General features: G+C 68.0%; 7 protein-coding genes and 1 pseudogene. All 8 read left to right on the top strand.

All coding sequences use genetic code 11. The features are described from left to right. Positions 1-368 precede the first annotated feature (368 nt). The 8 genes and pseudogenes from CAL11_RS22515 (at position 369) to CAL11_RS22480 (ending at position 13,944) form a co-directional block, all read left to right on the top strand. Positions 369-5,493 (top strand): annotated as a pseudogene (locus CAL11_RS22515) (anthrax toxin-like adenylyl cyclase domain-containing protein). 73 nt (positions 5,494-5,566) lie between these two features. Further along, the gene (gene cyaB / locus CAL11_RS22510) at positions 5,567-7,705 is read left to right on the top strand and encodes a cyclolysin T1SS permease/ATPase CyaB (RefSeq protein ID WP_086094325.1); all 2,139 of its coding nucleotides are present in this window, start codon (positions 5,567-5,569) and stop codon (positions 7,703-7,705) included. After that, positions 7,702-9,027 carry a cyclolysin T1SS periplasmic adaptor subunit CyaD gene (gene cyaD / locus CAL11_RS22505; protein WP_086094324.1) on the top strand — a complete coding sequence of 442 codons (1,326 nt, stop codon included), beginning with the start codon at positions 7,702-7,704 and terminating at the stop codon, positions 9,025-9,027. The genes cyaB and cyaD overlap by 4 nt, the downstream gene beginning before the upstream one ends. A 1-nt stretch (position 9,028) precedes the next feature. After that, the gene (cyaE, locus tag CAL11_RS22500) at positions 9,029-10,447 is read left to right on the top strand and encodes a cyclolysin secretion protein CyaE (RefSeq protein ID WP_432206079.1); all 1,419 of its coding nucleotides are present in this window, start codon (positions 9,029-9,031) and stop codon (positions 10,445-10,447) included. 90 nt (positions 10,448-10,537) lie between these two features. Beyond that, the gene (locus CAL11_RS22495; protein ID WP_015064671.1) at positions 10,538-11,446 is read left to right on the top strand and encodes a LysR family transcriptional regulator; all 909 of its coding nucleotides are present in this window, start codon (positions 10,538-10,540) and stop codon (positions 11,444-11,446) included. Positions 11,447-11,509: 63 nt separating this feature from the next. After that, positions 11,510-12,424, top strand: a complete 915-nt coding sequence (locus CAL11_RS22490) for an amino acid ABC transporter substrate-binding protein (protein ID WP_033465363.1) — start codon at positions 11,510-11,512, stop codon at positions 12,422-12,424. An 81-nt stretch (positions 12,425-12,505) separates the two neighbouring features. Then, entirely contained in the window at positions 12,506-13,264 is a 759-nt protein-coding gene (locus CAL11_RS22485; protein ID WP_086094322.1) for an amino acid ABC transporter permease, read from the top strand. Then, positions 13,261-13,944 (top strand): amino acid ABC transporter permease, encoded by a 684-nt coding sequence (locus CAL11_RS22480; protein WP_033465360.1) that lies wholly within the window; start codon positions 13,261-13,263, stop codon positions 13,942-13,944. The genes CAL11_RS22485 and CAL11_RS22480 overlap by 4 nt, the downstream gene beginning before the upstream one ends. Positions 13,945-13,948: the final 4 nt, after the last annotated feature.

The following is a 13,948-nucleotide window of genomic DNA, read 5'->3' as shown; positions in this document are numbered from 1 at the left end:
TTGCGGCCGCACCGTCCAGACAGGTTGTGGGATAGCGCCGTCGCGCATCCAGATCGCTCAATGGAGCGTTGCGAAGCAGTGGGTAAAGGCTAGCCCGGTTCTTGCATGCGCAAAGGAAAGTCTGGTGAGTCGCCGCGCGATTTCTGTTTATGCATGTGATGCATGTGGTCGGTTTGTGGGGGCGGTCTGTATTGCTTGTCGTGGGTGGGTTTCCGACGTTTTCCGAGGCGATTGCATTAATAATGCGGCCCGGCCTCACGCCGCGAGCCAGACGTTTTCAGTTCCCTGGAGGCGCTGCGGTACCGGACATGGAACGCAGGTCGTGCTGGCGCGCATACGTTCACTGATGCACTCGGGGAAACCAGGATATGCAGCAACCACAACAGACAGGCTATGCCAATGCCGCCGACCGGGAATCGGGTATCCCCACCGCCGTGCTCGAGGGCATCAAGGCCGTGGCGAAGGAAAAAAACGCCACATTGATGTTCCGGCTGGTCAACCCTCATTCCACCAGCCTGATCGCCGAAGGGGTGGCCACCAAGGGATTGGGCGTACACGCCAAGTCCTCCGACTGGGGATTGCAGGCGGGCTACATTCCCGTCAACCCGAATCTTTCCAAACTGTTTGGCCGTGCGTCCGAAGTGATCGAGCGGGCCAACAATGACGTCAACAGCAGCCTGGAGCATGGCCATACCGCGGTCGAGCTGACGCTGTCGAAAGAACGCCTCGACTATCTGCGGCAAGCGGGCCTGGTCACCGGCATGGCCGAGGGCATGGTTGCGAGCAACCATGCCGGCTACGAGCAGTTCGAGTTCCGTGTGAGGGAAACCTCGGACGGGCGCTATGCCGTGCAGTACCGTCGCAAGGACGGCGGCGATTTCGAGGCGCTCAAGGTGATCGGCAATGCCGCTGGCATCCCGTTGACGGCGGACATCGACATGTTCGCCATCATGCCGCATCTGTCCAACTTCCGCGACTCGGCGCGCAGTTCGGTGACCAGCGGCGATTCGGTGGGCGATTACCTGGCGCGCACGCGGCGGGCCGCCAGCGAGGCAACGCCCGGCCTCGATCGAGAGCGCATCGACCTGCTGTGGAAAATCGCCCGCGCCGGCGCCCGTTCTGCGGTGGGTATCGAGGCGCGCCGCCAGTTCCGCTACGACGGCGACATGAATATCGGCGTCATCACCGATTTCGAGCTGGAAGTACGTAATGCGCTGAACGAGCGGGCGCACGCCGTCGGCGCGCAGGACGTGGTTCAGCACGGCACCGAGCAGAACAATCCTTTCCCGGAGGCCGATGAGAAGATTTTCGTCGTATCCGCCACCGGTGAAAGCCAGATGCTCACGCGCGGGCAATTGAAGGAATACATTGGCCAGCAGCGCGGCGAGGGCTATGTCTTCTACGAGAACCGCGCCTACGGCACGGCGGGGAAAAGCCTGTTCGACGACGGGCTGGGAACCGTATCCGGCGTGCCGGGCGGGCGTTCGATGTCCTCGCCGGATGTGCTGGAAACGGCGCCGGCCTCACCCGGATTGCGGCGGCCGTCGCTGGGCGCAGTTGAACGCCAGGATTCCGGCTATGACAGCCTTGATGGGGTGGGATCGCGATCGTTTTCGTTGGGCGAGGTGTCCGACATGGCCGCCGTGGAAGCGGTCGAACTGGAAATGGTCCGGCAAGTCCTGCGCGCCGGGGCGCCGCAGGACGATGCCGAACCGGCCGCCAGTGGCGCGTCGGCGCTCTGGGGGCAGCGGGCCCTGAAGGGCGCCCAGGCGGTGGCGGCCGCGCAGCGGCTGGTGCATGCCATTGCTCTGATGACGCAGTTCGGCCGGGCCGGTTCCACCAACACGCCGCAGGAAGCGGCGTCGTTGTCGGCGGCCGTATTCGGCCTGGGCGAGGCCAGCAGCGCCGTGGCCGAAACCGTGAGCGGTTTCTTCCGTGGCGCTTCGCGCTGGGCCGGCGGCTTCGGCGTGGCCGGCGGCGCGATGGCGCTGGGCGGCGGCATCGCCGCGGCCGTGGGCGCCGGGATGTCGTTGACCGATGACGCGCCAGCCGGGCAGAAGGCCGCTGCTGGCGCCGAGATCGCGCTGCAGCTGACGGGCGGCACGGTCGAGCTGGCATCGTCCGTCGCATTGGCGCTGGCGGCCGCGCGCGGCGTGACCAGCGGCTTGCAGGTGGCGGGGGCGGCGGCCGGGGCGGCCGCCGGCGCATTGGCCGCCGCGCTCAGTCCCATGGAGATCTATGGCCTGGTGCAACAATCGCGCTATGCGGACCAGCTGGACAAGCTGGCGCAGGAGTCGAGCGCATACGGTTACGAGGGCGACGCCTTGCTGGCCCAGCTGTATCGCGACAAGACGGCCGCCGAGGGCGCCGTCGCCGGCATCTCGGCCGTCCTGAGCACGGTGGGGGCGGCGGTGTCGATCGCCGCGGCGGCCAGCGTGGTAGGCGCCCCGGTTGCGGTGGTCACTTCCCTGCTGACCGGGGCGCTCAACGGAATCCTGCGCGGCGTACAGCAGCCCATCATCGAGAAGCTGGCCAACGACTACGCCCGCAAGATCGACGAACAAGGCGGGCCGCAAGCGTATTTCGAGAAAAGCCTGCAGGCGCGCCACGAACAGCTGGCCAATTCGGAGGGCATGCGGAAAATGCTGGCCGACCTGCAGGCCGGTTGGAACGCCAGCAGCGTGATCGGGGTGCAGACCACGGAGATCTCCAAGTCGGCGCTCGAGCTTGCCGCCATTACGGGCAATGCGGCCAACCTCAAGTCCGCCGACGTGTTCGTGGACCGCTTCATCCAGGGAGAACGGGTGGCCGGCCAGCCGGTGGTACTCGATGTCGCCGCCGGCGGCATCGATATCGCCAGCCACAAGGGCGAGCGGCCGGCGCTGACGTTCATCACGCCGCTGGCCGCGCCGGGAGAGGAGCAGCGCCGGCGCACGCAGACTGGCAAGAGCGAGTTCACCACCTTCGTCGAGATCGTGGGCAAGCGGGACCGCTGGCGCATCCGGGATGGCGCGGCCGACACGACCATCGATCTGGCCAGGGTGGTGTCGACACTGGTCGACGCCAACGGCGTGCTCAAGCGCAGCATCAAACTGGATGTGATGGGCGGGGACGGCGATGACGTCGTGCTGGCCAATGCATCGCGCATCCACTATGACGGCGGCGCGGGCGCCAACACGATCAGCTACGCCGCCTTGGGCCAGCAGGACTCCATTGCCGTGTCGGTAGACGGGGAGCGTTTCAACGTGCACAAGCAGTTGAAGGACGCCAACGTGTACCGCGAAGGCGTGGCCACCCAGAAAACCAGCTATGGCAAGCGCACCGAGAATGTCCAGTACCGCCATGTCGAGCTGGCCCGCGTCGGAACGCTGGTGGAGGTTGATACGCTGGAGCATGTGCAAAACATCATCGGCGGCGCGGGCAACGATTCGATCATCGGCAATGCGCGCGACAACTTCCTGGCCGGCGGGCCGGGCAACGACAGGCTGGACGGCGGGGCCGGCAACGATACGCTGGTCGGCGGCGAGGGCTACAACACGGTCAGCGGCGGCGCCGGCGATGACGTATTCCTGCAGGACCTGGGCCCATGGAGCAACCAGCTCGACGGTGGCGCCGGCGTCGATACCGTGAAGTACAACGTGTACCAGCCTTCCGAGCGGCGCCTCGAACGGATGTTCGACACGGGCATCCATGCGGATCTCCGGGCGGGCACGGTGGAGAAGTGGCCGGCCCTGAACCTGTCGAGCGTCGACCATGTCGGGAATATCGAGAATCTGCACGGGTCCGAGCTGAACGACCGCATTGCCGGCGACGACCGGGATAACGAGCTCTGGGGGGCACGATGGCAACGACACGATACGAGGCCGGGGCGGCGACGATATCCTGCGCGGCGGCCTGGGCCTGGATTCGCTGCATGGCGATGACGGCAACGACCTGTTCCTCCAGGACGACGAGAGCGTCAGCGATGACATCGACGGCGGCGCGGGGCTGGACACCGTTGACTACACCGCCCTGATCCATGCGGGCAAGATCGTTGCGCCGCATGAGCACGGCTTCGGCATCGAGGCGGATCTGTCCCAAGAGTGGGTGCGCAAGGCCTCCCGGCTGGGCATGGACTACTACGACAGCGTCCGCAATGTCGAGAGCGTCATCGGCACGAGCATGAAAGACAGCCTCATCGGCGACGGTCAGGCCAATACCCTGATGGGCCAGGGTGGCGACGATACCGTGTACGGCCGCGAGGGCGACGATCTGCTGTTCGGCGGCGACGGCAACGACATGCTGTATGGCGAGGCCGGCAACGACACCCTCTATGGGGGGCTGGGCGACGACACGCTGGAAGGCGGCGAGGGCGACGATTGGTTCGGCCAGACACAGGCGCGCGAGCATGACGTGCTGCGTGGCGGAGCCGGGGTGGATACCGTCGACTACAGCCAGGCTGGGGCGCACGCCGGCGCCGCCGCGGGCCGCATCGGGCTGGGTATCCTGGCGAACCTGGACGCCGGCCGCGTGGACAAGCTGGGCGAGGCCGGCAGCACTGCCTACGATACGGTTTCAGGCATCGAGAATGTGGTGGGCACGGAGCTGGCCGACCGCATCACGGGCGATGCGCAGGCCAATGTGCTGCGCGGCGCGGGGGGCGCCGACGTGCTGGCGGGCGGCGGGGGCGACGACGTGCTGCTGGGCGGCGACGGCGACGACCGGCTGTCGGGCGACGCCGGACGCGATCGCTTGTACGGCGAAGCCGGCGACGACTGGTTCTTCCAGGACGCCGCCAATGGCGGCAATCTGCTCGATGGCGGTGACGGCAGCGATACCGTGGATTTCAGCGGTTCGGGCGAGGAGGGCGCCGAGGCCGGCGGAAAGGGCGTATTCCTGAGCCTGGGCAAGGGGTTCGCCAGCCTGATCGACGAGCCCGAAACCAGCAACGCGCTGCGCCATATCGAGAACGCCGTGGGCAGCGCGCGTGACGACGTGCTGATCGGCGACGCGGGCGTCAACGTCCTCAATGGCCTGGCGGGCAACGACGTGCTGTCCGGCGGCGCCGGCGACGATGTGCTGCTGGGCGACGCGGGCTCGGATCTGCTAAGCGGCGATGCGGGCAACGACGACCTGTTCGGCGGGCAGGGCGATGATACCTATTTGTTCGGGACTGGGTACGGGCACGACACGATCTACGAATCGGGCGGCGGCCATGACACCATTCGTATCAACGCCGGGGCGGCGCAGCTATGGTTCGCGCGCCAGGGCAACGACCTGGAGATCCGCATTCTCGGCACCGACGATGCGCTTACCGTGCACGACTGGTATCGCGGCGCCGGCCAGCGGGTGGAAACCGTCCATGCCGCCAACCAGGCGATAGATCAGGCAGGCATCGAAAAGCTGGTCGAGGCGATGGCGCAGTACCCAGGCCCCGGCGCGGCCCAAGCGAGCCCGCCGGCGACGCGCGTGCCGGACACGCTGATGCAGTCCCTTGCCGTCAACTGGCGCTGAAGCGCCGCGAATCATGGCCCGCCTGCCCCGCGCGGCGGGGCCGTTTCCCCGTGTCTTCCCTGAGGTATTTCCCATGAGGTCGCCCGTGGCGCAATGCGTCGGCGAGCCCGATTCCGGGCTGCTCTGCCTGGTCATGCTGGCCCGCTATCACGGACTGGCGGCCGATCCCGAACAGTTGCGGCATGAGTTCGCCGCGCAGGCATTCGGCAGCGAAACGATACAGCTGGCGGCGCGCCGCCTCGGCCTGAAAGTGCGCCGGCACCGACCCGCGTTGGCGCGGCTGGCCCGCGCGCCGCTGCCGGCCATCGCGCTGGACCGGCAGGGCGGCTACTTCGTGCTTGCCCGCGTCGAGCCCGGCGCGGACCAGGCGGTACTCATCCAGCGTCCCGGCCAGGCGCCTGCACGCCTGAGTCGGGCCGGGTTCGAGGCGCTATGGGCGGGGGAGCTGCTGCTTTGCGCCTGCGCGGCCGGCCCGTCGGAGGCCCTGGCGCGCTTTGACTTCAGCTGGTTCATCCCGGCGCTGGTCAAGTATCGCCACCTCATCGGCGAGGTGCTGCTGATTTCGCTGGTGCTGCAGCTCATTGCCCTGTTGACGCCCTTGTTCTTCCAGGTGGTCATGGACAAAGTGCTGGTCAACAACGCCATGGAAACGCTCAATGTCATTGCCGTGGGGTTCCTGGCGGCAATCCTGTTCGAGGCCCTGTTGACCGGCATACGTACCTATCTGTTCGCGCATACCAGCAGCAAGCTGGATGTGGAGCTGGGCGCGCGCCTCTACGCGCATCTGCTGCGCCTGCCGCTGGCGTACTTCCAGGCGCGCCGGGTGGGCGACTCGGTTGCCCGCGTGCGCGAGCTGGAGCATATCCGCGCCTTCCTGACCGGCAATGCCATGACGGTGCTGCTCGATGCGGTGTTTTCCGTGGTGTTCATCGCCGTCATGTTCTTCTACAGCATGAAGCTGACGCTGGTCGTGCTGGCGGCGCTGCCTTGTTATTTTCTTCTGTCGCTGGCGCTGACGCCGGTGCTGCGCCGCCGCCTGGATGTCAAGTTCAACCGTGGCGCCGAGAACCAGGCCTTCCTGGTGGAGACTGTCAGCGGCATCGATACCGTCAAGTCGCTGGCGGTCGAGCCGCAGTGGCAGCGGCACTGGGACCGTCAGCTGGCCGGCTACGTCGTGGCCGGACTGTCGGTGGCCAACGTGGCCATGCTGGCCAATACCGGCGTGACGCTGATCAGCCGTCTGGTCGCGCTGGGGGTCCTGTGGGTGGGCGCCACCGAGGTGGTCGCGCAGCGCATGACCGTGGGTGAGCTGGTGGCTTTCAACATGCTGTCCGGCCATGTGACGCAACCCGTGATCCGGTTGGCGCAGCTGTGGAACGACTTCCAGCAGACCGGCGTTTCGATGCAGCGTCTGGGCGACATTCTGAACTGCCGAACCGAGGCGGCCGGCGATAAGGCGCAATTGCCGGCGCTGCGCGGCGCCATCGAACTGGACCGGGTATCGTTTCGCTATCGGCCGGAGGCCGCCGATGCGCTGCGCAACGTCAGCCTGCGCATTGCGCCGGGCGAAGTGGTGGGCGTGGTGGGGCGTTCCGGGTCGGGCAAGAGCACATTGACTCGGCTGATACAGCGCATGTTCGTCGCCGACCGCGGCCGCGTGCTGATCGATGGCCATGACATCGGCATCGTGAACGGCGCATCGCTGCGGCGCCAGCTGGGCGTGGTGCTGCAGGAAAGCACGCTGTTCAATCGCAGCGTACGCGACAACATCGCGCTGACGCGGCCCGGGGCGAGCATGCATGAAGTGGTGGCGGCGGCGCGGCTGGCGGGAGCGCACGAATTCATCTGCCAGTTGCCCGAAGGCTACGACACCATGCTGGGCGAGAACGGCGTGGGATTGTCGGGCGGCCAGCGCCAGCGCATCGGCATCGCCCGCGCACTGATCCATCGGCCGCGCGTGCTGATCCTGGACGAGGCCACCAGCGCGCTGGACTACGAGTCGGAACACATCATCCAGCGCAATATGCGCCACATCTGCGAGGGCCGCACCGTCATCATCATCGCCCACCGGCTCTCCGCCGTGCGTTCAGCCGATCGCATCATCGTGATGGAGGGCGGAGAGGTTGCCGAGTGCGGCAGCCACGAAGAGCTGCTGGCCGCGGGCGGCCTGTACGCGCGCCTGCAGGCGTTGCAGGCGGGGGCGGCGGGATGAGACTGGCCGGACTGCGCGAACTTGCCGGCCGCCATGGCCGGGTGCTGGCGGCCAGCTGGCGCCAGCGGCACCGGCGCCCGGCGGGCTGGTTCGATCCGGTGGAGACCGAATTCCTGCCTGCCGCGCTGTCGCTGCAGGAGCGCCCGGTCTCGCCCACGGCGCGCTGGCTGGCCCGCATCCTGATGGCGCTGGCGGCGGGCGCGCTGGTCTGGTCTGTAGTGGGCAGGACCGAGATCGTCGTGCATGCAGCCGGCAAGGTGGTTCCCGTGGGCCAGAGCCAGATCATCGCGGCGTCCGACACCGGCCGCGTTGCGCGCGTGCTGGTCGCCGACAATAGCCGCGTGGCCGCCGGCGACGTGCTGCTGCGGCTCGACGCGGGCGTGACGGACGCGGAGGAGCGCAAATGGCGTGTCCAGGCTGCGCAGGCGCATCAGGACGAGGCCCGCTCGCGCGCCATGATCAGGGCGCTGGATGCCGGGCGCGCGCCGGTATTGTCCGGGTTGCCGGCCGACCCCGGCATGGTGGCGGCCCAGTCGTACCTGGACAGCCAGTATGCCGATTATCAGGCGCAATTGCGCGCCGTCGAGGCGGCAATCGCCACTTATCGGCGCGAGCTCGATCTGGTGACGAAGATCGCCCATGCGCACCGCAGCCTGCGGCGCGATGGCGATGTGTCGCAACAGGCCTACCTGGAAAAAGAGCAGGCGCGCGTGACGCTGGAAGGCCGGCTGCGCCAGAGCGAGGCGCAGCGCGTCGCGCTGCAGACCCAGACGCGACGCCAGGCGTTCGAGACGCTGGCCCTGGCGCGCAAGCTGGCGGAGCAGGCCGAGCAGGAGATCGCGCGTACGCGCGCCCAGCGCAGCCGGCTGGTGCTGACCGCGCCTGTCGATGGTGTCGTGCAGCAGCTGGTTGCGCTGACCGAGGGTACCGCGGTGGCCGCGACCCAGCCCTTGATGATGGTGGTGCCCAGCGGCGCCGGCATCCAGGTCCAGGCCCAGCTCGACAGCAAGGATATCGGCTTTGTCAGGGCGGGCGCGCCCGCCACCGTCAAGGTCGGCGCTTACGACTATACGAAGTACGGCACGCTGGAAGGCACGGTGCTGTATGTGTCGCCGGACACGGTGGTCGACGACAGGCAACAGCATTCGTACCGCGTGACGATCGCGCTGGCGCGCGCCGCCCTGGAAGTGGACGGCAAGCCGCAGCCGCTCAAGGAAGGCATGGCGGTGCAGGCCGATATCCGGACCGGCTCGCGGCGCCTCATCGAATACCTGCTCAGCCCGGTGGCGCGGCATGCAGGCGAAAGCCTGGGGGAGCGCTAGCATGCTCGGAGTGCGGTGGCGTGGCCGGACCTTGGCGATCATCTTGTGGGCCGGGCTCGCGCTGAGCGTGGGGGGCGGGGCGCGGGCGCGCGATGGCCTGGCAATGCCGCCCGCGCTCGAGGCGCTGCCGGCGCCCGCCGCCCCGTGGTCTTGCCCGCCTCCGGCGGATCGGCTCGACGACCTGGCTTTGCTCGAGGCCATCGACCTGGCGTTGTGCCACAGCCCGGCGCTGCGCCAGGGTTGGGCGCGGATCAAGGCGCGCTCGGCCGAGGTCGGGCTGGCGCGCGCGCCCTATTATCCCAGCATCGCGTTGAGCGCCGGCCGTTCGGCGCAGCGGCGCAGCACGGGGCAGGGCGAAAGCGGGGTTCGCAACCATGTGATGGCGGCAACGCTGGCCTGGCGCCTGTTCGACTCGGGAGCCCGTTCGGCCGCCCTGCGGGCGGCACGGGCGCAACTGGACGAGGCTGCGCAGGCCTATGGCGCCGTGCTGCAGGACAAGCTGGCCGAAGTGGCCGGCGCCTATTACGAGGCCGCCACGGCGCAGCAGGCGCTGCGTACCGCGATGGAAGACACGGGAATCGCCCGGCGTTCGGCCAGTGTCGCGGCGCGCCGCGCGCGTAGCGGCCTGGACAGCCACGGAGATGTCCTGCACGCCCAGGCGGCGCTGGAGCGCGCGCGTCTGGCGCAGGCGCAGGCCGAAGGCGCGCAAGCGCGCGCGCTGGCCGGCCTGGCGCAGGCGCTGGGCGTCGATCCGGCTACGCCGATCGTTCTGACGCCGGGGCCGCTGGCACCGCAAGGGATCGAAGAACGCGAGCTGGCTCAATGGCTGCGTGACGCCCAGCAGCGCCATCCCGCGATCAAGGCGGCGCGGGCCGGCCTGGAGGCCGCCACCGCCCAGGTCGATGTGGCGCGGGCCACGGACATGCCGACGGTGGACCTTGCGCTGGGCCATTACCGCAACAGCAGCGAGAACGTCTCGGTGTTCGCCGGTTCGTCGCGCAGCGTGTCCGCCAGCCTGAACCTGAGGATTCCGCTGTTCGACGGATTTGCCCGGGGACATCGGATCCAGGGCGCGCGCGCCGAGGCGCAGCGTCGGGCAGCCTTGCTCGAGCAGGCCCGTCTGGCGACCGGCGCGGCCGTGGCGCGTGCCTATGCCGATCTGCGCACCGCGCGCGCCAGCCATGAGGCAAGCGGGCGCTGGATGAAGGCCGCGCGGGCCGCTTACGAGTCGGATCTGCGCCGCTACGAGGCGGGGGTGGGCGGCATTGCGGAGCTGCTGCGCGCGCAATCAGACTGGCTGCTGGCCCGCCAGCGCCACGTGCTGTATGCCGCGCAACTGCGCGCCCGCGCCCTGGCCCTGCTGGCCGCGGCGGGGGAGCTGGGCCGTTCGACGATCAACGGCGATCCGTCTAAGGAGTAACCCTGCAAATCGCCGCGTTATGCAAATTTCGCATAACCGGTCGGACCCTCATCCCTATACTGCCCTGCATTCGGCGCTTCCGATGACGCGGTGATGGTGATGGATCTACGTTGGTTCCAGGATTTTCTGACCCTGGCCGAATGCGGCCAGTTCACGACGGCTGCCGAGTTGCGCCATGTGTCGCAGTCGGCCTTCAGCCGCCGCATCCAGTCGCTGGAGACCTGGGTGGGCACGCCCCTGATCGACCGGGGCTGCTTCCCGACACGCCTGACGGCGGCGGGCGAGCAGTTCCGCTCGGCTGCCGCCGAGATCGTGCGCAAGGTGATCGACGCGCGCGGCGAAGCGGGCGCCACCGGGCACGACAGCATGGTGCTGCGCGTGGCCATGCCGCATTGCCTGGCGACCTCGCGCTTTCCCGCGTGGTGCGCGCGCTGGCAGCAGATTGGCGGCGCGGAGTCGCTGCGCCTGCACGTGGGCAATGTGCACGACTCGGTCGAATGGCTGGCCGCCGGCGTGGTGGATCTGCTGGTCTGTTTCCGCCATGCGGTGGAGGACATCCAGCTCGATGCGCAGACCTATATGAGGGCAGGCGTCGAGGCCGATGTCCTGCGCCTGTACCGGCCGGCGGGCATGGCGCTGGACGAGGCCGAGCTGGCGTGCGAGGCGCCGCGGGCGCGCTATCCCTATGTGTCGTACGCGCAGGGCGCCTATTTCCGGCGCCTGATCGAGCTGTCGTGCGGACCGCTGCTGCAGCGCGCCGTGCTGCAGCGGGTGTGCGAGACCGATTTCGTCGATGGCGCGCGCGACCTGGTGCGCGCCGGCGTGGGGCTGGCGTGGCTGCCCGATTCGAGCGCCTGCTCGGCCGTGGAGCGCGGCGAGATCGTCGCGGTGGCGGACCGGCGTTGCGCCATTCCGATGGAAATCTGCATGTACGCGCGGCGCCACGGCCCTGCCCAGGACGCCGTGGAACGCGTGTTCGACCAGTTCGGGCGCGGCTAGCGCCTGATTGCCGGCGCGGCCGGCATCGCGGTTCATAACAACAGCCTTATAGGAGACACCACCATGAAACGCTTTCTCAACGCGCTGACGGCAGCGCTGGCCATCGGCGCGGCGGCGGCCGGCCAGGCCCACGCCGCCGACCTCGACGGGACCCTGAAGAAAATCTCCGATACCGGCGTCATCACCATCGGGCATCGCGAGACGTCGATCCCGTTCTCGTACTATGACGCCAACCAGAAGCCGGTGGGCTATTCGATCGACATCTGCGCGCGTATCGTCGACGCGGTGAAGGCGCGTATCAAGCGCGACGATATCCAGGTCAAGTACCTGCCGGTGACCTCGGCCACGCGCATTCCGCTGATGGGCAACGGCACCATCGACCTGGAATGCGCCTCGACTTCCAACACGCTGGACCGCCAGAAGCAGGTGGCTTTCTCGGTGACGACCTTCGTGACCGGCAACCGCTTCATCAGCCTGAAGTCGGCCAACCTGAAGACCATCGACGACCTCAAGGGCAAGACGGTGGCCTCGACCTCGGGCACGGCCAACATCCGCCAGGCCAACGAGATCAACGAGGCGCGCGGCCTGGGCATGAAGGTGGTGCCGGTCAAGGAGCACGCAGAGGGTTTCCTGATGGTGGAGACCGGCCGCGCCGCCGCATTCATCATGGATGACATCCTGCTCTACGGCCTGGCCGCCAACGCCAAGGAACCGGACCGCTATCAGGTGTCGGGCGATTCGCTGTCGATCGAGCCGTACGCCATCATGCTGCGCCGCGACGACCCCCAGTTCAAGGCCCTGGTCGACGACACCATCAAGTCGCTGTATGCCAGCGGCGATTTCGAGGCCTTGTACAAGCGCTGGTACCAGAGCCCGCTGCCGCCCAAGGGCATCAACCTGAACGTGGCCATGAGCGAGGTGCTCAAGCGCGTGGTCGCCACGCCGACCGACTCGGGCGATCCGGCCGACTACAAGTAAGAAGCAAGGCCGCCATGCAGGCGTGGCGCCGGCCCCCCGGGGGGCCGGCGGCAGCGTGCGGCCTGGATACAGAGAATCACCATGGGATATCAATGGAACTGGGGCGTGCTGTTCGCCCTTTCCCCGGATGGCGGGCAGACCTATCTGCAGACGCTGCTCGATGGCCTGGCGGTCACGGTGCAGACCGCCGCGCTGGCGTGGGCGCTGGCGCTGGGCCTGGGCATCGCCGTCGGCGTGGCGCGCACCCTGCCGTATCCAATCGTCAAGAGGCTGGCGGCCGTCTACGTGGAGGTGTTTCGCAACATCCCGCTGATCGTCCAGATGTTCCTCTGGTACTTCGTGCTGCCCGAGCTGTTGCCCAGGGCGCTGGGCGACTGGATCAAGCAGCTGCCCGAAGGGTCGTTCTATACGGCGGCGCTGTCCATCGGGGTGTACATGTCGGCGCGCATCGGCGAACAGTTGCGCGCCGGCATCGAGGCGTTGCCGCCGGGCCAGCGCCAGGCCGGCCTGGCGTTGGGTTTGACCCTGCCGCAGCTGTACCGCCATGTGCTGCTGCCCAACGCCTTGCGCATGGTGCTGCCGACCATGACGTCCGACTGCCTGAACACCATCAAGAACACGTCGGTGGCGCTGACCATCGGCCTGGCCGACCTGACCGCGCAGGCGCATGCCATGCAGGAGTACTCGTTCCAGGTGTTCGAGGCCTTCCTGACCGCGACCGTGGCCTACCTGGCGCTGAACCTGATCGTGATCGTGGCGATGCGCGCGCTGGAGCGCTGGGTGAGCATCCCCGGGCAGTCGCCGCGCCGCGCGCAGGCCGCCAAGGGAGGGCGGGCATGAGCAACTTCGACTATCAGGCCATCATCGACGCGTTGCCGTATCTGTTTCTCACCGGCTTGCGCTTCAGCCTGCTGTTGACCCTCTCGTCGGCGGCCGGCGGGGTGGTGCTGGGCGCGCTGCTGGCCATCGCGCGCCTGTACGGCCGGCGCTGGTTGGCGTGGCCAGCCGCCATCTACGTGAACCTGTTCCGCTCGCTGCCGCTGGTGCTGGTGATTTTCCTGATCTATTTCATCCTGCCCTATCTGCTGCAGTGGATCACCCAGGCCGAGCGGCCCATCGTGCTGGGCGCCACCGGTTCGGCCTTCGTGACCTTCATCCTGTTCGAGGCCGCGTATTTCTCGGAGATCATCCGCGCTGGCATCGGCAGCGTGGGGCCGGGGCAGTACGCCGCCGGCAGCGCCCTGGGCCTGACGCATGGCCAGGTGCTGCGCAAGGTGATCCTGCCGCAGGCCGTGCGCAACATGCTGCCGGTGCTGCTGACCCAGGTGATCGTCATCTTCCAGGAAACGGCGCTGGTGTACGTGCTGTCGCTGCCCGACTTCCTGGGCGCGGCCACCAAGATCGCGCAGCGCGACAACCGGCTGGTCGAGATGTACGTGCTGGTGGCGGTGGTGTTCTTCGTGCTCTCTTTCACCGCCTCGCGCGGGGTGCGCGCCTTGCGCGCGCGCCTGGGCGCATGAGGGC

This window comes from Bordetella genomosp. 6, from assembly GCF_002119705.1.
Lineage (GTDB): Bacteria > Pseudomonadota > Gammaproteobacteria > Burkholderiales > Burkholderiaceae_B > Bordetella > Bordetella bronchiseptica_F.
The sequence above is the reverse complement of the archived record's forward strand: the minus strand, read 5'-3'. Positions and strand labels throughout refer to the sequence as shown.

Bases quoted from the DNA above. Each gene is read 5' to 3' on its own strand.
- CAL11_RS22485 (WP_086094322.1), top strand. From the start codon at position 12,506: ATGGGATATCAATGGAACTGGGGCGTGCTGTTCGCCCTTTCCCCGGAT.
- CAL11_RS22490 (WP_033465363.1), top strand. From the start codon at position 11,510: ATGAAACGCTTTCTCAACGCGCTGACGGCAGCGCTGGCCATCGGCGCG.
- cyaD (WP_086094324.1), top strand. From the start codon at position 7,702: ATGAGACTGGCCGGACTGCGCGAACTTGCCGGCCGCCATGGCCGGGTG.
- cyaE (WP_432206079.1), top strand. From the start codon at position 9,029: ATGCTCGGAGTGCGGTGGCGTGGCCGGACCTTGGCGATCATCTTGTGG.
- cyaB (WP_086094325.1), top strand. From the start codon at position 5,567: ATGAGGTCGCCCGTGGCGCAATGCGTCGGCGAGCCCGATTCCGGGCTG.
- CAL11_RS22480 (WP_033465360.1), top strand. From the start codon at position 13,261: ATGAGCAACTTCGACTATCAGGCCATCATCGACGCGTTGCCGTATCTG.